This is a genomic window from Salinivibrio proteolyticus (assembly GCF_027286365.1).
GTDB lineage: Bacteria > Pseudomonadota > Gammaproteobacteria > Enterobacterales > Vibrionaceae > Salinivibrio > Salinivibrio proteolyticus.
Genome location: NZ_CP114584.1, coordinates 2,483,357 through 2,498,905, shown reverse-complemented (window position 1 = coordinate 2,498,905; position 15,549 = coordinate 2,483,357). Strand labels below are relative to the sequence as shown.

Here is a 15,549-nt window from a genome sequence, read left to right as displayed (position 1 = left end):
TAAAGGAGCGTTTAAGGCAGCAGACGGCGATGGATCAGCGCCTGATAAAGCTCTCGCTCGAACTGAGTGATGGGGGCTGGCACGTTATCTGGCAAGGCCTCGTCATCAGGGTGGTAGTGGCTAACCAGCTGTACCACAATTTGTTGCTGATTGTCGTCAGTTTCAATAAACCCTGCCAAATTATGACTGCCGTAAAGTGAACCGCTTTTCGCAAATAACCGCCCTTTGATGGGCGCGCGACGCACACTCTGGCGGTATTTTAAGGTGCCATCAATCCCGGCGATGGGCAGCATCGCTTTGAGGCCTAATTCTGGGTGGGTGAGAATATAGTGCACCACCTCAGAAAGCTGGCGTGCACTTAAACGATTATTCCGCGATAGCCCCGAGCCATCAACCATGATGGCATGGGTAAGATCCAGCCCTTTCTCGGCGAGGATTGCTTTCACTGCCGCCACACCATTTCGGTACGACCCTGGTTGCTGAAAATAGCGCTGGCCGACTGTTTTTAGCAGATTGTCCGCAATTAAGTTATCCGAGTCTTTTATCATGCGGGTTAGCAAGGCTTCCAAGTTGACGGAGTCGTGACGCGCCAGCTCTCGGGCTTGGTTTGGAGTGCGCGCCTGTACAATATTGCCTGTTACTTTGACGCCGAGCCGGGCTAATTCATCGGCAATTATCGCTTTCACATAAGCGGGCGGATTTTGCACGGCAAAATTGAGCGGCAGCGGTCGCTCTCGATGCGCTAAACAGCCAGAAAAACGATAATGATTGCGGGGAGTTGCGGTAAGGTCTAAGTCACAGTGTGCCGCGTCTTTTTGCTCTTCACTGACCGCGCGTGCCTCGGTGATGACTGTGATCGGTTGATGGCTAGGAACATGGACACGGGTATGGTCGGCGTCTGGTGTGCTGTATATCGCGCCTTGCACACAATTGTGATTGAGCGCAATGGACGTCGAGGGAGCGCTATAACATACAGCGAGAATATCCCACGGCCAGCCAACGGCGCGTGATTTACCGCTAAAGATATGACCATCTAAAAAGACGTTATTAATCGTGGTGAGCCCTCGTGCGGGCAGCTGGCGAAGTAGTTGGCGCAAGTCTTTGCGTGTGAGCAGCGGATCACCGCTAAACACCAGTGCAATATCATCACCAGCTTGGACTAACCGAGTAGAAAAACGAAAGGTCTCTGGCAGATATAAGCGAGCGGCGAGACCGGTTACCAGCTTTTGCGTGCTGGCTGGCGGCAGTAATGCATCCGCTTGCAAGGCAACTTGAGGATGATTGGTTTTGACATCACTCACCCACAATGCCAGTTGGCTACCTTGGGGGAGGACTGGGGTGAGCTGGTCAACGCGCAGTGATTGCGAAAGGGCGGGCGAAAGGGCGCTGATCAATAAAAGGCCAACCAGTACAATCGTTTGTCGAATAAAACCTGTCATGAATGCGTGCTCGGTCAGTTCTGTCTTTGCTCATCCTACCTTGTATAGCATTGAAGACAAGCGTCAAACGCACACCGGCTGCGGCTGTACGTGCTTTTGTACCATTGGGTGCCGTATAGGTCTCACGCTTTGCTCGGATCAAAGGTGATTTTGCGCGGATTCTTGTTTACAATCTGATGAAAGAGTTGAATTACGCCGCGCCCGAATCTTTGGTTTGGGCGTGGCTTTGTTTTGCCAAAATCCCTTTGCTGCGGATTGAAAGAGGTAATGTCATTTATGGATAAAGTGCCAATGACCGTACGCGGTGAGAAACTGCTGCGTGAAGAGCTGGATAAGTTGATCAAGCGTCGCCCTGAGATCTCCAACGCTATTGCTGAGGCGCGTGAACTGGGCGATCTAAAAGAAAACGCAGAGTACCATGCCGCTCGCGAGGAGCAAGGCATCTGCGAAGCGCAAATCCGTGACATCGAATATAAACTCTCGGTGGCACAAGTGATTGATGTCACCAAGATGCCACAAAACGGCAAAGTGATTTTTGGGGCGACCGTGACACTGATTGACGTGAACACGGATGAGGAAGTGACGTATCGCATCGTTGGTGACGATGAGGCGGATATCAAAGCGAACTTGATCTCAGTGAATTCCCCCATTGCCCGTGGTTTGATTGGTAAAGATGAAGGTGACGAAGTCAGCATCACTACACCGGGTGGGTTAAAAGAATTCGAAATCGATAAAGTCGAGTATCTTTAAGAGAAAGTGTTACAGAGTGTAAACATTCTCTGACTTTGACACAGTAAAAAGGCCGCAATGCGGCCTTTTTGTTAAGGTATGCGGCAAGTTACCGCGAACCATTCGGTTATTTGCGCGGCAGCTCGATTTTACGCTCTTCGCTTTGGCGATAGATCACCAAGGTTTTACCGATAACCTGTACTTTTTCTGCGCCAGTTTCACGAATAATGGCGTCAACAATCAGGTTCTTGGTCTCGCGGTCTTCAGAGGCCACTTTCACCTTAATCAGCTCATGGTGGTCAAGAGCAAGCTCAATTTCAGCGACCACGGCTTCGGTTAAGCCATTTGCGCCCATCAATACAACGGGCTTGAGCTGATGAGCCAGTCCTTTGAGATACTGTTTTTGTTTGGTGCTGAGTTTCATGTTGGCTCGATTTCTATTTGCTAGGGGTTGAAAACATGCCATTCTAACGCCATCTCACCACAAACTGAAACAGTATAAATGGTGCTCATCGTGTTGCTGGCGGTTGAGCGCGATTGCCAACATGGCCAGAAAGGTGAGAAAGCAGGAACAACGCGTTGAATTCCCGCTGAATGCGACCCAAAGCGAGAGCCACTTTTAGGAAAACCATGAGTAAAAAAAAGCACTCTGCTAGCTCCGGACGCTGGCTAAAAGAACATTTTGACGATAAATACGTCAACGAAGCACAAAAAAAAGGGTATCGCTCACGCGCTATCTTTAAACTTGAAGAAATTCAGCAAAAAGACCGTATTCTAAAACCGGGCATGACAGTGGTTGATTTGGGGGCTGCGCCGGGCGGATGGTCGCAATACGCGGCGACGCAAGTCGGCGACGAGGGCCAAGTCATTGCGTGTGACATTCTACCGATGGACTCGCTGCCCGGTGTCAGCTTCTTACAAGGGGACTTTCGCGAACAATCCGTCCTTGATGCACTGTTAGATCGTATCCAACCGGACATGGTTGATGTGGTGATGTCCGATATGGCACCGAACATGAGTGGTAATCAGGCGGCAGATCAACCTCGTGCGATGTACCTGGTCGAGCTTGCGCTCGAAATGTGTCGTGAAGTATTGGGGCCTGATGGCGCCTTTATTGTAAAAGTATTTCAAGGCGAAGGCTTTGATCAGTATTTGGCCGAAGTGCGTAAAATGTTTAAAGCGGTCAAAATTCGGAAACCTGACTCGTCACGTGCGCGCTCACGTGAGGTCTACATTGTGGCTACAGGTTATAAACTGTAGTACCCTTACATTTATCTATCTCAGTTATGCGAGGCTAACACCTTGAGTGACATGGCAAAAAACTTGATTTTGTGGCTGGTTATCGCCGTTGTCTTGATGTCTGTGTTCCAAAGCTTTGGACCAGGCGACAGCGCCGGTCGTCAAGTCGACTACACCACCTTCGTACGTGAAATCGGCAACGATCAAATACAGGAAGTAACTTTTGACGATCGTGAGCTGACCATTACCCGACGTGACGGCTCACGCTATGTCACTTTCATGCCTGTGTATAACGATCCTAAGTTGCTGGACGACTTGCTCAACAAAAACGTGCGCGTAAAAGGCACGCCACCTGAAGAGCCAAGCATGCTGGCCTCGATCTTCATCTCATGGTTCCCCATGTTGCTGCTGATTGGGGTATGGATTTTCTTCATGCGCCAAATGCAAGGTGGCGGCGGTAAAGGCGCCATGTCATTTGGTAAATCCAAAGCCAAGATGATGAGCGAAGAGCAAGTCAAAACCACCTTTAACGACGTGGCTGGTTGTGATGAAGCCAAAGAAGACGTCAAAGAGCTGGTGGATTATTTGCGCGACCCTAGCCGCTTCCAGAAGTTAGGGGGTAAGATCCCAACTGGTGTACTCATGGTTGGTCCTCCGGGTACCGGTAAAACCTTGCTGGCAAAAGCGATTGCCGGTGAAGCGAAAGTGCCTTTCTTTACCATCTCGGGGTCTGATTTTGTAGAAATGTTCGTGGGTGTGGGTGCCTCACGCGTACGTGACATGTTCGAACAAGCCAAGAAAGCGTCGCCGTGTATCATCTTTATCGATGAGATTGATGCGGTGGGCCGCCAACGTGGTGCCGGCCTTGGAGGCGGTCACGATGAACGTGAGCAAACCTTGAACCAAATGCTGGTTGAAATGGATGGTTTTGAGGGCAATGAAGGCGTGATTGTAATTGCCGCGACTAACCGCCCAGACGTTCTGGACCCCGCGTTATTGCGTCCTGGCCGTTTTGACCGACAAGTGGTGGTCAGCCTGCCAGATGTCCGTGGCCGTGAACATATTCTGAAAGTACACATGCGCAAAGTGCCGTTGGGTAACGACGTCGATGCGTCTTTGATTGCGCGTGGTACCCCCGGGTTCTCGGGAGCCGATCTTGCCAACTTGGTGAACGAAGCTGCGTTGTTCTCCGCGCGTGGTAACAAGCGCGTGGTGTCGATGGTCGAGTTTGAGCTTGCCAAAGACAAAATCATGATGGGTGCTGAGCGCCGCTCAATGGTGATGTCGGAAGAAACCAAAGAGTCGACTGCGTACCACGAAGCAGGACACGCGATTGTCGGTCGCTTAGTGCCTGAGCACGATCCTGTGTACAAAGTGTCGATTATCCCGCGTGGCCGTGCGTTAGGTGTCACCATGTACTTGCCAGAGCAAGACAGAGTCAGCATGTCTCGTCAGCACCTCGAGTCGATGATTTCGAGCCTTTATGGTGGTCGCTTGGCCGAAGAGCTGATTTATGGCAAAGACAAAGTGTCGACCGGGGCATCAAACGATATTGAGCGAGCGACCGATATCGCCCGTAAGATGGTGACGCAATGGGGTTTCTCTGAGAAGCTAGGCCCGCTGCTTTATGCTGAAGATGAAGGTGAAGTCTTCCTTGGTCGCTCTGTGACGCAGACAAAGCATGTCTCTGATGACACTGCGCGCCTGATTGATAGCGAGATCCGTGACATCATCGACCGTAACTATCACCGTGCGAAAGAAATCCTAGAAGAAAACATGGATATCATGCACGCGATGAAAGATGCACTGATGAAGTACGAGACCATTGATGCTGCCCAAATTGATGACCTGATGGCACGTCGCGATGTTCGCGAGCCAGCTGGTTGGGAAGGTGGCAGTGGTGGCTCATCATCGGATGACACACCGAAAAAACCAGAGGCTTCCTCTGAAGCGTCTGATGATAAAAAGCAAAAACCGCTAGACTCAGAAAACCAATCTGAAGCCTAAGCCCACGCGATATAAAGCCCCGATCTTATCGGGGTTTTTTTGATCCTTGTTGGGACATCTCATGGAAATAACACACAAAAATAAACGACTCTCCCTGGATAGCCCTGTTGTGATGGGCATTCTTAATGTCACCCCAGACTCTTTCTCTGATGGGGGGCAATATCAGCAATCGAACAAAGCGATTGAACATGCCATGCAAATGCTTGTTGATGGCGCCACGATCCTCGATATCGGTGGTGAATCGACCCGTCCCGGCGCTGCTGACGTGGCAGAACAAGAAGAAATCGATCGGGTTGTTCCTGTCATAAAAGCCATTCGCGCCCAATCGGACTGTTGGATTTCTATTGATACCAGCAAAGCGGCTGTAATGCATGCCGCGATAGATGCGGGGGCGGATTTGATTAATGATGTACGTGCCTTGCAAGAGCCTGGCGCACTCGAGGTGGCAGCTGAACGACAAGTGCCTGTGTGTATTATGCACATGCAAGGGCAGCCGCGTACCATGCAAGCTGCGCCAGCGTATGACAATGTTACCCGTGACGTAAAAGCGTTTTTAACCGAGCGAATCCAAGCGTGTGAATCTGCCGGCATTTCAAGACAGCAGATTATCCTTGACCCTGGCTATGGGTTTGGTAAAAGCTTGGCCCACAATTATCAATTGCTTGCCGAGTTAGACAGCTTCCATGATTTTGGCTTGCCGGTGTTAGCGGGCATGTCGCGTAAATCAATGATCTATAAGCTGGTCGATAAGACACCACACGACATTTTAGGTGGTAGCATTGCATGCGCGACCTTGGCAGCGCAGAAAGGTGCGCAAATTATTCGCGTTCATGATGTGAAAGAAACGGCGGACGCGCTGCGTGTGGTCGCCATGACAAAGCGTGCAGGCGCACTAGGAGAATAAAAATAATGGCAGAACGTAAATATTTCGGTACCGATGGGGTACGTGGCAAGGTAGGTGAATTCCCGATTACTCCTGAGTTTATGCTCAAGCTTGGTTGGGCAGCAGGGCGTGTCTTGTCGCAACAAGGCACTCGTAAGGTACTGATTGGTAAAGATACCCGGATTTCAGGCTATATGCTTGAATCGGCCCTAGAGTCAGGTTTATCTGCCGCTGGTCTTGAGGCCGCATTTACCGGTCCGATGCCCACCCCTGCGATCGCATATCTGACTCAAACCTTCCGCGCTGAAGCGGGTATTGTGATCTCTGCTTCTCATAATCCGCATTACGATAATGGAATTAAATTTTTCTCATCAGAAGGCACCAAGCTACCTGATGCGGTTGAGCTGGCTATCGAAGCCGAGCTTGAAAAGCCGTTGACCTGTGTGGAGTCCGCCGAGCTGGGTAAAGCGAGCCGCATTAATGATGCCGCGGGGCGCTACATCGAGTTCTGTAAAGGTACCTTCCCCAGTGCTCTAAGCTTGAGCGGCCTCAAGATTGTGCTCGATTGCGCGCATGGTGCAACCTACCATATTGCTCCTTCAGTCTTCCGAGAACTGGGGGCAGAGGTAACGACGATTGGTTGTGCTCCCAACGGCACCAACATTAACGACAAAGTTGGTGCGACAGACGTGCGTGCGTTGCAGCAGCGTGTTCTGGAAGAAAAAGCGGATCTTGGTGTTGCGTTTGACGGGGATGGCGATCGTGTGATCATGGTGGATCATCTTGGTAACAAGGTCGATGGTGATCAAATCGCCTATATCATTGCACGTGAGAGCCTGCGTCGCGGTGAACTTAAAGGTGGTGTCGTTGGTACCCTGATGACCAACATGGGCATGGAACTGGCGCTTAAATCACTGGGTATTCCTTTTACGCGCGCCAAAGTCGGTGATCGCTATGTGATGGAAATGCTGCAAGAGAAAGGTTGGCGTATCGGGGCAGAGAATTCCGGCCATGTGATTGTGCTGGATAAAGTGACTACCGGAGACGGCATTGTGGCTGCATTACAAGTGTTAGCCAGTGTTGCAGCGACCGGCATGGATCTGAAAACGTTGACCGACGGTATGACGCTTCTGCCGCAAGTGCTGGAAAATGTCCGTTTTAAAGGCGATGTTGACCCACTACAAAGCGAAGCCGTGCTTGCCGCGAAGACGAATGTGGAAGAAAAGCTGGGTGAGAAAGGGCGTGTATTGCTGCGCAAATCAGGTACTGAGCCACTCATCCGTGTCATGGTTGAAGGGCCTGATGCGGAAACCGTGAAGGCTTATGCGCTTGAAATTGCGGAGGCAGTCAAAGCAAACTGTTAATAATTCATCAGCGGGTGGTTATAGAATGCGCAAACAGTGCCGAAATCAGGGTTTTTTGCATTTTTCTCTTGTTTCGACATCAGGCTTTCGCTAGTATTCACCCGCTCCCAACGAAGGGGGCTGCGCTGGCTGAGAAGTAACACTGCCGGCTCAACAACCTGGAGCATAGGTGGAACCATGTACGAAATTCTACTTGTGATTTATCTGTTGGCCGCAATCGGTGTAATTGGCCTGGTTCTGGTTCAGCAAGGTAAAGGCGCAGATATGGGAGCCTCGTTCGGGGCTGGAGCATCAAACACAGTATTTGGCTCTGGCGGCTCTGGAAACTTTTTAACCCGAATGACAACCGGTTTTGCGATTGCATTTTTTGCCCTGAGCTTGGTGCTAGGTAACATGACAGCCCATAAGCCAAAAGCGCAAAGCGGTTTTGAAGATTTAAGTCAGCCTGCTGCAGAACAGCAGGCGACACCAACTGAGAATGAAATCCCTGTTGATAACAGCGAGATCCCTCAGTAAAAAATTTGCCGAGGTGGTGGAATTGGTAGACACGCTATCTTGAGGGGGTAGTGCCTGTATGGGCGTGCGGGTTCAAGTCCCGCTCTCGGCACCAAGGTTCTCAAAGTGCAATCACTTGCACCTTTGAAAGAAAAGGCGATATAATCATCGCCACTCGAACGCGGGATGGAGCAGTCTGGTAGCTCGTCGGGCTCATAACCCGAAGGTCGTCGGTTCAAATCCGGCTCCCGCAACCAAATTTAGGTTTTGGAAGGTTAGTCTGCTGCATAGCAGAAGGTCGTCGAAGCTGCACTTCGCGATAAAATCCATCTTCCGCAACCACATTTAGTTAGCTGTTTACTCAACTGCTAAACTGAAAGACGCGTTAGCGTTCTTTTACAAAGTTACGCTAACTCGGCTAGCCAACGGCTGGCCGTTTTGCCCTCGGGGCAGTGCCAATAAAAACCATTTTTATCGGCACGGAGAGTTACTCTCTCGTTATTGCTGAAATATTTCCGAGACCAGCGATAACGGCTATACCAACGACATGCGTCACTGGTATAGCATCAGGGTCCAGTTACATTAAACCCCGATTATCGGGGTTTTTTGTTATCTGAAAACGACCATTCGGATAGTAACTGGGCTTTTAAGCCCTTTTTTTATTTCTGGGGTTTGGAATGACAGGATTAGAGAAACAACTGACTGAACTTTTGACCGCGCCGGTTGAGGCGTTGGACTATGAGTTAGTTGGACTAGAGTTCGTTCGGGCTGGCCAACACTCAACATTGCGTATTTTTATTGACCATGAAAATGGCATTACTGTCGACGATTGCGCCGATGTAAGCCGTCAGGTTAGCGCAGTGTTGGATGTGGAAGACCCAATCACAGTGGCGTACAACCTGGAAGTGTCATCGCCAGGCGTGGATCGCCCACTGTTCACCGCTGATCATTATCAGCAATTCATCGGGCATGAAGTGAACATCGTGCTGAAAATGGCTATGCAAAACCGCCGTAAGTGGAAAGGAGAAATCCTTTCTGTCGATGGCGACACCATCACGGTTCGCGTTGACGGCCAAGATGAGGCGTTTGCCTTGAGTAATATCGCCAAAGCAAACCTGGTTCCTTCATTTTAAAAGTAAATGAGGCATTAGTAGATGAATAAAGAAATCTTGGCTGTTGTCGAAGCGGTCTCAAACGAAAAAGCCGTTCCGCGTGAGCGTATTTTTGAGGCACTGGAAACCGCACTGGCAACGGCAACCAAAAAGAAGTACGAAGCCGACATTGATGTACGTATCGCCATTGATCGCAAAACCGGTGAATTCGATACCTTCCGTCGTTGGCTCGTGGTTGACGAAGTCACATTGCCAACCCGTGAAATTACATTGGAAGCGGCGCAATACGAAGACGAAACGATTGAACTTGGTGGTTACATCGAAGACGAAATCGAGTCTGTCACTTTTGACCGTATTACTACCCAAACCGCGAAGCAGGTGATCGTACAAAAGGTACGTGAAGCTGAGCGTGCACAAGTGGTTGAGCAGTTCATGGATAACGAAGGTGAACTGGTTACCGGTGTTGTGAAAAAAGTGAACCGTGATGTGATCATCGTGGATCTGGGTAATAACGCAGAAGCTGTGATTCAGCGTGACGATCAACTACCGCGTGAAAACTTCCGTCCAGGCGACCGCGTCCGTGGTTTGCTGTATGCTGTGCGCCCAGAAGCGCGTGGTTTCCAGCTCTTCATGACACGTTCAAAGCCAGAGATGCTGATCGAGCTGTTCCGCATTGAAGTGCCGGAAATTGGCGAAGAAATGATTGAGCTGATGGGTGCGGCACGCGATCCGGGCTCACGTGCAAAGATTGCCGTGAAGACCAATGACAAACGCATTGACCCTGTCGGCGCCTGTGTCGGTATGCGTGGTGCGCGCGTCCAAGCCGTTTCAGGTGAGTTAGGCGGTGAGCGTATTGATATCGTGCTTTGGGACGATAACCCAGCGCAATTTGTGATCAATGCAATGGCACCAGCCGATGTGGCCTCTATCATCGTCGATGAAGACACCCACACCATGGATATTGCTGTTGAGGCAGATAACCTAGCACAGGCGATCGGCCGCAATGGTCAAAACGTACGTTTAGCCTCACAACTGACCGGTTGGGAACTGAACGTCATGACGGTTGAAGACCTTCAGAAAAAACACCAAGAAGAAGCACAAGCCTCATTGGAGCTGTTTGTTAAACACCTCGACATCGATGAAGACTTTGCCGCGACCTTGGTTGACGAAGGTTTCACCACTCTAGAAGAAGTGGCCTACGTTCCAACGAGTGAAATGCTCGAAATTGATGGCCTAGATGAAGACACTGTCGACATTTTGCGCTCACGTGCCAAAGAAGCGTTGACCACCATCGCACTGGCACAAGAAGAGTCGCTGGAAGGCGCTGAGCCTGCTGACGATCTGTTGGCGCTGGAAGGTCTTTCTCGCGAAATGGCCTTTAAATTGGCGGCGAAAGGCGTGAAAACGCTGGAAGATCTTGCCGACCAAGGCACCGATGATCTGTTGGACATTGAAGGATTGGACGAAGTAAGTGCGGGCGAGCTCATTATGGCAGCACGTAATATTTGCTGGTTCAGCGACGAAGCGTAAAGACGGCAAAGGAGGAGCAGAATGTCAGAGGTTACAGTACATACACTGGCGAAGGAAATTGATACGCCAGTCGATCGTCTGCTGAAGCAGTTTAAAGAAGCTGGTATGCAAAAGTCAGCTGACGATCAGGTAAGCCAAGATGAAAAACAAGCCTTGTTGGCGCATCTCAAACGTGAGCACGGCGACAACGGCAATGCTCCGACGCGTCTGACGCTACAGCGCAAAAAACGCAGCACGCTGAGCGTCTCAGGAGCTGGCGGAAAGAACAAAGATGTCCAAGTTGAGGTGCGTAAGAAACGCACCTATGTGAAACGTAGCGAGCTTGAAGAGCAAAAGGTTGCGCAAGAAGCGGAAGAACGTGCCAAACGTGAAGCCGAAGAGAAAGCGCGCCAAGAAGCTGAAGAGCAAGCGAAGCGTGAAGCAGAAGCGAAAGCCAAGCGTGAAGCTGAAGAAAAAGCCAAACGCGAAGCTGAAGAGAAAGCCAAACGCGAAGCCGAAGAGAAAGCTAAGCGTGAAGCCAAACCGCAAGCGCAACCACAAAACGAGCAGTCCGAAGAGGACGCAGCGGAGATTGCTGCAGCTCGTGCTGCCGATGCGCAAGCGAAGAAAGAAGCTGATGAACTTAAGCGTCGCCAGGAAGAGGAAGCCAAGCGTAAAGCTGAAGAAGAAAGTCAGCGGCAGTTAGAAGAGGCACGCAAAATGGCAGAAGCAAACCAAGAACGCTGGTCTGAACAAGATCAAGCGCTAACCACCATGGAGGCAGCTGATCACCATACAGTTACCTCTCAGTATGCCCGCGAAGCGGAAGACGAAGCGGATCGTCGCGAAGAAAGTGCTGCACCGCGTCGTAAGAAAAAGAAAAAAGCGACTCAAGCTGAGGATAAATCACCTCGTGGCCGTCGTGGCAAAGGCGGGAAAGGCAAAGGCCGCATGGCTAAGCCAACCTCGATGCAACACGGCTTTAAAAAGCCAGCGCAAAAAGTAAACCGTGAAGTTGAAATCGGTGAAACCATCACCGTTGCCGAATTGGCCAACAAAATGGCAGTAAAAGGCGCTGAAGTCGTTAAAACCATGATGAAAATGGGCGCGATGGCGACCATTAACCAAGTGATTGACCAAGAGACTGCACAGCTTGTTGCAGAGGAAATGGGTCACAAGGTTATCTTGCGTAAAGAAAACGAGCTGGAAGAAGCGGTACTGTCTGATCGTGATAACGATGCACCCGTTGCGCCACGTGCGCCAGTCGTTACCATCATGGGTCACGTTGACCATGGTAAAACTTCACTGCTTGACTACATCCGTAAAGCACACGTTGCCACGGGAGAAGCGGGCGGTATTACCCAGCACATTGGTGCGTACCACGTACAAACCGACAATGGCATGATCACCTTCCTGGATACCCCAGGACACGCCGCGTTTACCGCGATGCGTGCACGTGGTGCCGGTGCAACGGATATTGTTGTCTTGGTCGTTGCTGCTGACGACGGCGTAATGCCACAAACCATCGAAGCGATCCAACACGCAAAAGCGGCCGGTGTGCCTCTTATCGTGGCAGTGAACAAGATGGATAAAGAGGGTGCGAACCCTGACAACGTGAAGAACGAACTGGCACAGCATGACGTGATCCCAGAAGACTGGGGTGGTGAGAACATGTTTGTTCACGTGTCTGCGAAACAAGGCCAAAACATCGATGCGCTACTAGAAGCTATCTTGCTGCAATCAGAAGTGCTTGAACTGAAAGCGGTTAAAGATGGTATGGCGCGTGGCGTTGTGGTTGAGTCTCGCCTCGACAAAGGTCGTGGTCCAGTTGCTACCGTATTGGTTCAAGAAGGTACGCTCAAAAAAGGCGATATCGTTCTGTGTGGTCTGGAATATGGCCGTGTCCGTGCGATGCGCGATGAGAATGGCCAAGAAGTAGAAGAAGCGGGACCTTCGATTCCTGTGGAAATTCTGGGCCTATCTGGCGTGCCTGCTGCGGGTGATGAAGCCACGGTGGTACGTGACGAGAAGAAAGCGCGTGAAGTGGCGCTGTATCGTCAAGGCAAGTTCCGTGACGTTAAGCTGGCGCGTCAGCAAAAAGCCAAACTGGAAAACATGTTCTCGAACATGGAAGAAGGTGAAGTGGCTGAGCTGAACATCGTACTTAAAGCTGACGTACAAGGCTCAGTGGAAGCGATCAACGATGCACTGGTTAAGCTCTCAACTGACGAAGTAAAAGTGAAAGTTGTGGGTTCTGGTGTCGGTGGTATCACTGAAACTGACGCAGTACTTGCAGCCGCGTCTAACGCCATTATCTGTGGCTTTAACGTGCGTGCGGATGCCGCTGCGCGTAAGACCATTGAAGCGGAAAGCTTGGATCTGCGTTACTACTCTGTCATCTACACCATGATTGATGAAGTGAAACAAGCGATGAGCGGTATGCTTGCGCCTGAATTCAAACAAGAAATCATCGGTTTGGCAGAAGTGCGCGATGTCTTCAAATCACCAAAACTGGGCGCCATTGCCGGTTGTCAGGTATCTGAAGGTGTGATTAAGCGTAACAACCCAATTCGTGTCCTACGTGAAAACGTGGTTATCTACGAAGGTGAGTTGGAATCACTCCGCCGCTTCAAAGATGATGTGAACGAAGTGAAGAAAGGCTACGAATGTGGTATTGGCGTGAAGAACTACAATGATGTTCGCGTTGGTGACCAAATCGAAGTCTATGAAACCGTTGAGATTCAACGTTCAATCGACTAATTGAACGAGACAATACAACGAGGTTGTTTGGATACACCGTGGGGGGAGGCGCATGCGCTTACCCCCATTTTGTTGAGAGAAAAGATTATGGGTAAAGATTTTAGCCGTACTGATCGCGTTGCGCATCAGCTGCAAAAAGAGATTGCACTGATCCTACAACGCGAAATCAAAGACCCTCGCATCGGAATGGTCACCGTATCCGATGTGCAAATTTCACGTGATCTGGCGTATGCCAAAGTCTTCGTGACCTTTTTAACCGTCGATGAGCAAGCCCCTACCGAGAGCCTTAAGGCGCTGAACGAAGCCAGTGGCTACATTCGTTCATTGGTTGGCAAAGCGATTCGTTTGCGTGTGACCCCTGAGTTGACCTTCGTGTTTGACGAGTCACTGACTGAAGGGATGCGTATCTCGAACTTGGTCAGCAAGGCGGTACGCGATGACGATGAACGTCGCGGTGATGATGAAAAAGGTGAGGAGTAACTGATGGCGCGTCGTCAACGTCGTCGAGGTCGTCCGGTGGATGGGATTATCCTACTCGATAAACCAACCGGCATGACGTCCAATGATGCTTTACAAAAAGTAAAACGTATCTTCTTTGCGGAGAAAGCAGGCCACACGGGGGCACTGGATCCACTTGCAACCGGGATGCTGCCGATTTGTTTGGGTGAGGCAACCAAGTTCTCTCAGTTTTTGCTCGACTCCGATAAACGTTATCGAGTGGTCGCCAAATTGGGTGAGCGTACCAATACCTCAGATGCAGATGGTGAAGTGGTAGAAACCCGTGACGTCAAAGTAAACCTAGGTTTGCTTGAGCGTTGTATTGCAAAATTCCGCGGGGAAACCCAGCAGATCCCATCGATGTTTTCGGCGTTGAAATACCAAGGGAAACCTTTGTATGAATACGCGCGCCAAGGCATCGAAGTACCACGTGAAGCGCGTACCATTAAGGTCTATCAGATTGAACTGCTGCGCTTTGAAGGCCATGAAATCGAGATGGAAGTGCATTGCTCAAAAGGCACCTACATCCGCACCATCGTTGACGATTTAGGTGAAATGCTTGGCTGCGGTGCACATGTCACGGCGCTGCGTCGTATTGGTGTGTCAGGCTATCCAGCACGTAACATGGTGACCTTAGAGCAGCTTGAAAGCCTGCTTAACCAAGCGCGCGAGCAAGAGATCCAGCCAAAACAACTGCTCGATCCTTTGCTATTGCCACTTGATACGGCGGTACAAGATCTGCGCGAGATTAACCTACTGCCCGTCGTGGCAAGTTATGCGCTACAAGGTCAAGCGGTGCAAGTGCCTAATGCTCCGACTGAAGGCTATGTGCGTTTAACGGCTGGCGACGAGCGTCAGTTTATCGGTGTGGGTGAAATTGATGCTGATGGTCTGGTTGCGCCGCGCCGTTTGGTCGCGAGCCGTCAACCTGAGCCGCAAACCGCGAGCAATGACAACGCCTAGAGCACGTTAGCGGCACGCTTAGCTAAAACGCGCGCTTGCCAAGTACTGCTGGCGCGAAACAGCGCGAGCGTGCTGTGAATAAACTTACCGTATTTCAATCGATAAGGTGGCGACGGTAAGAAACTGGCGTGATAGTCGGCAATAACATTGCGATACCCAGCTAAAACGGGTAGAATTCGCGCCTTCGGGCACTGGCTGAATCAGAGATTGGCTAGTGCATGATAATCACACACTCTTATTAGGAGAGCATTATGTCTCTGACTGCAGAAGCAAAAGCTAAAATCGTTGCTGATTTTGGTAAAACTGAGAACGACACTGGTTCACCAGAAGTTCAAATCGCCCTGTTGACTGCATCTATCAACGATCTGCAATCGCACTTCGCTGAGCACAAAGGTGACCACCACAGCCGTCGTGGCCTGCTACGCATGGTTTCACGTCGTCGTAAGCTGTTGGACTACCTGAAAAAGAACAATGTTGACCGTTACTTGGACGTTATCAAGCGTCTAGGCATCCGTCGCTAAGATTCTGGAGAAAAGGGAGCTCAGGCTCCC

The 15,549-nt window shown here is 50.5% G+C and carries 15 protein-coding genes and 2 tRNA genes; 14 read left to right on the top strand and 3 right to left on the bottom strand.

Annotation, left to right across the window (positions count from 1 at the left end):
* Positions 1-11: 11 nt before the first annotated feature.
* Positions 12-1,439 (bottom strand): serine-type D-Ala-D-Ala carboxypeptidase, encoded by a 1,428-nt coding sequence (dacB, locus tag N7E60_RS11725; RefSeq protein ID WP_198532225.1) that lies wholly within the window; start codon positions 1,437-1,439, stop codon positions 12-14.
* 276 nt (positions 1,440-1,715) lie between these two features.
* Between dacB and greA the strand changes: the two genes are divergently transcribed.
* Positions 1,716-2,189 carry a transcription elongation factor GreA gene (gene greA, locus N7E60_RS11720; protein WP_069589897.1) on the top strand — a complete coding sequence of 158 codons (474 nt, stop codon included), beginning with the start codon at positions 1,716-1,718 and terminating at the stop codon, positions 2,187-2,189.
* 106 nt (positions 2,190-2,295) lie between these two features.
* Here greA and yhbY read toward each other — a convergent pair whose 3' ends face one another.
* A complete protein-coding gene (gene yhbY, locus N7E60_RS11715) occupies positions 2,296-2,592 on the bottom strand; it encodes a ribosome assembly RNA-binding protein YhbY (RefSeq protein WP_069589899.1) in 297 nt (98 codons plus the stop codon).
* Positions 2,593-2,798: 206 nt separating this feature from the next.
* Here yhbY and rlmE point away from each other — a divergent pair, with 206 nt between their 5' ends.
* The 4 genes from rlmE (at position 2,799) to glmM (ending at position 7,661) form a co-directional block, all read left to right on the top strand.
* Complete coding sequence (gene rlmE / locus N7E60_RS11710; RefSeq protein ID WP_069589901.1) at positions 2,799-3,428, top strand: 23S rRNA (uridine(2552)-2'-O)-methyltransferase RlmE; 630 nt, start codon at positions 2,799-2,801, stop codon at positions 3,426-3,428.
* Between the two features lie 51 nt (positions 3,429-3,479).
* Positions 3,480-5,414 (top strand): ATP-dependent zinc metalloprotease FtsH, encoded by a 1,935-nt coding sequence (gene ftsH, locus N7E60_RS11705; RefSeq protein ID WP_069589903.1) that lies wholly within the window; start codon positions 3,480-3,482, stop codon positions 5,412-5,414.
* Positions 5,415-5,475: 61 nt separating this feature from the next.
* On the top strand, positions 5,476-6,318 hold the full coding sequence (gene folP, locus N7E60_RS11700; RefSeq protein ID WP_269597560.1) for a dihydropteroate synthase: 843 nt from the start codon (positions 5,476-5,478) through the stop codon (positions 6,316-6,318).
* A 5-nt stretch (positions 6,319-6,323) separates the two neighbouring features.
* The gene (glmM, locus tag N7E60_RS11695) at positions 6,324-7,661 is read left to right on the top strand and encodes a phosphoglucosamine mutase (RefSeq protein ID WP_269597559.1); all 1,338 of its coding nucleotides are present in this window, start codon (positions 6,324-6,326) and stop codon (positions 7,659-7,661) included.
* Here the strand turns inward: glmM and N7E60_RS11690 are convergent.
* Positions 7,658-7,828 carry a hypothetical protein gene (locus N7E60_RS11690; protein ID WP_269597558.1) on the bottom strand — a complete coding sequence of 57 codons (171 nt, stop codon included), beginning with the start codon at positions 7,826-7,828 and terminating at the stop codon, positions 7,658-7,660. The genes glmM and N7E60_RS11690 overlap by 4 nt on opposite strands.
* Positions 7,829-7,838: 10 nt before the next feature.
* On the opposite strand from N7E60_RS11690, the gene secG reads away from it, so the two are divergent.
* The 9 genes from secG to rpsO all read left to right on the top strand — a co-directional run bounded on the left by secG (position 7,839) and on the right by rpsO (position 15,519).
* Positions 7,839-8,177 carry a preprotein translocase subunit SecG gene (gene secG / locus N7E60_RS11685; protein WP_269597557.1) on the top strand — a complete coding sequence of 113 codons (339 nt, stop codon included), beginning with the start codon at positions 7,839-7,841 and terminating at the stop codon, positions 8,175-8,177.
* A gap of 7 nt (positions 8,178-8,184) precedes the next feature.
* Positions 8,185-8,271: transfer RNA gene (locus tag N7E60_RS11680), tRNA-Leu, on the top strand.
* A 65-nt stretch (positions 8,272-8,336) separates the two neighbouring features.
* A tRNA-Met gene (locus N7E60_RS11675) sits at positions 8,337-8,413 on the top strand.
* Positions 8,414-8,833: 420 nt separating this feature from the next.
* Complete coding sequence (gene rimP, locus N7E60_RS11670; RefSeq protein ID WP_069589909.1) at positions 8,834-9,289, top strand: ribosome maturation factor RimP; 456 nt, start codon at positions 8,834-8,836, stop codon at positions 9,287-9,289.
* A 21-nt stretch (positions 9,290-9,310) separates the two neighbouring features.
* Complete coding sequence (nusA, locus tag N7E60_RS11665) at positions 9,311-10,798, top strand: transcription termination factor NusA (protein ID WP_069589911.1); 1,488 nt, start codon at positions 9,311-9,313, stop codon at positions 10,796-10,798.
* Between the two features lie 21 nt (positions 10,799-10,819).
* Entirely contained in the window at positions 10,820-13,537 is a 2,718-nt protein-coding gene (gene infB, locus N7E60_RS11660; protein WP_269597556.1) for a translation initiation factor IF-2, read from the top strand.
* A gap of 87 nt (positions 13,538-13,624) precedes the next feature.
* Positions 13,625-14,017 carry a 30S ribosome-binding factor RbfA gene (gene rbfA / locus N7E60_RS11655; RefSeq protein ID WP_069589913.1) on the top strand — a complete coding sequence of 131 codons (393 nt, stop codon included), beginning with the start codon at positions 13,625-13,627 and terminating at the stop codon, positions 14,015-14,017.
* Between the two features lie 3 nt (positions 14,018-14,020).
* Positions 14,021-14,998, top strand: a complete 978-nt coding sequence (gene truB, locus N7E60_RS11650; protein ID WP_269597555.1) for a tRNA pseudouridine(55) synthase TruB — start codon at positions 14,021-14,023, stop codon at positions 14,996-14,998.
* A gap of 251 nt (positions 14,999-15,249) precedes the next feature.
* Positions 15,250-15,519, top strand: a complete 270-nt coding sequence (gene rpsO, locus N7E60_RS11645) for a 30S ribosomal protein S15 (protein ID WP_069589916.1) — start codon at positions 15,250-15,252, stop codon at positions 15,517-15,519.
* The last annotated feature ends 30 nt before the right edge of the window (positions 15,520-15,549 follow it).

Bases quoted from the DNA above. Each gene is read 5' to 3' on its own strand.
- dacB (WP_198532225.1), bottom strand. From the start codon at position 1,439: ATGACAGGTTTTATTCGACAAACGATTGTACTGGTTGGCCTTTTATTG.
- greA (WP_069589897.1), top strand. From the start codon at position 1,716: ATGGATAAAGTGCCAATGACCGTACGCGGTGAGAAACTGCTGCGTGAA.
- yhbY (WP_069589899.1), bottom strand. From the start codon at position 2,592: ATGAAACTCAGCACCAAACAAAAACAGTATCTCAAAGGACTGGCTCAT.
- rlmE (WP_069589901.1), top strand. From the start codon at position 2,799: ATGAGTAAAAAAAAGCACTCTGCTAGCTCCGGACGCTGGCTAAAAGAA.
- ftsH (WP_069589903.1), top strand. From the start codon at position 3,480: ATGGCAAAAAACTTGATTTTGTGGCTGGTTATCGCCGTTGTCTTGATG.
- folP (WP_269597560.1), top strand. From the start codon at position 5,476: ATGGAAATAACACACAAAAATAAACGACTCTCCCTGGATAGCCCTGTT.
- glmM (WP_269597559.1), top strand. From the start codon at position 6,324: ATGGCAGAACGTAAATATTTCGGTACCGATGGGGTACGTGGCAAGGTA.
- N7E60_RS11690 (WP_269597558.1), bottom strand. From the start codon at position 7,828: ATGCTCCAGGTTGTTGAGCCGGCAGTGTTACTTCTCAGCCAGCGCAGC.
- secG (WP_269597557.1), top strand. From the start codon at position 7,839: ATGTACGAAATTCTACTTGTGATTTATCTGTTGGCCGCAATCGGTGTA.
- rimP (WP_069589909.1), top strand. From the start codon at position 8,834: ATGACAGGATTAGAGAAACAACTGACTGAACTTTTGACCGCGCCGGTT.
- nusA (WP_069589911.1), top strand. From the start codon at position 9,311: ATGAATAAAGAAATCTTGGCTGTTGTCGAAGCGGTCTCAAACGAAAAA.
- infB (WP_269597556.1), top strand. From the start codon at position 10,820: ATGTCAGAGGTTACAGTACATACACTGGCGAAGGAAATTGATACGCCA.
- rbfA (WP_069589913.1), top strand. From the start codon at position 13,625: ATGGGTAAAGATTTTAGCCGTACTGATCGCGTTGCGCATCAGCTGCAA.
- truB (WP_269597555.1), top strand. From the start codon at position 14,021: ATGGCGCGTCGTCAACGTCGTCGAGGTCGTCCGGTGGATGGGATTATC.
- rpsO (WP_069589916.1), top strand. From the start codon at position 15,250: ATGTCTCTGACTGCAGAAGCAAAAGCTAAAATCGTTGCTGATTTTGGT.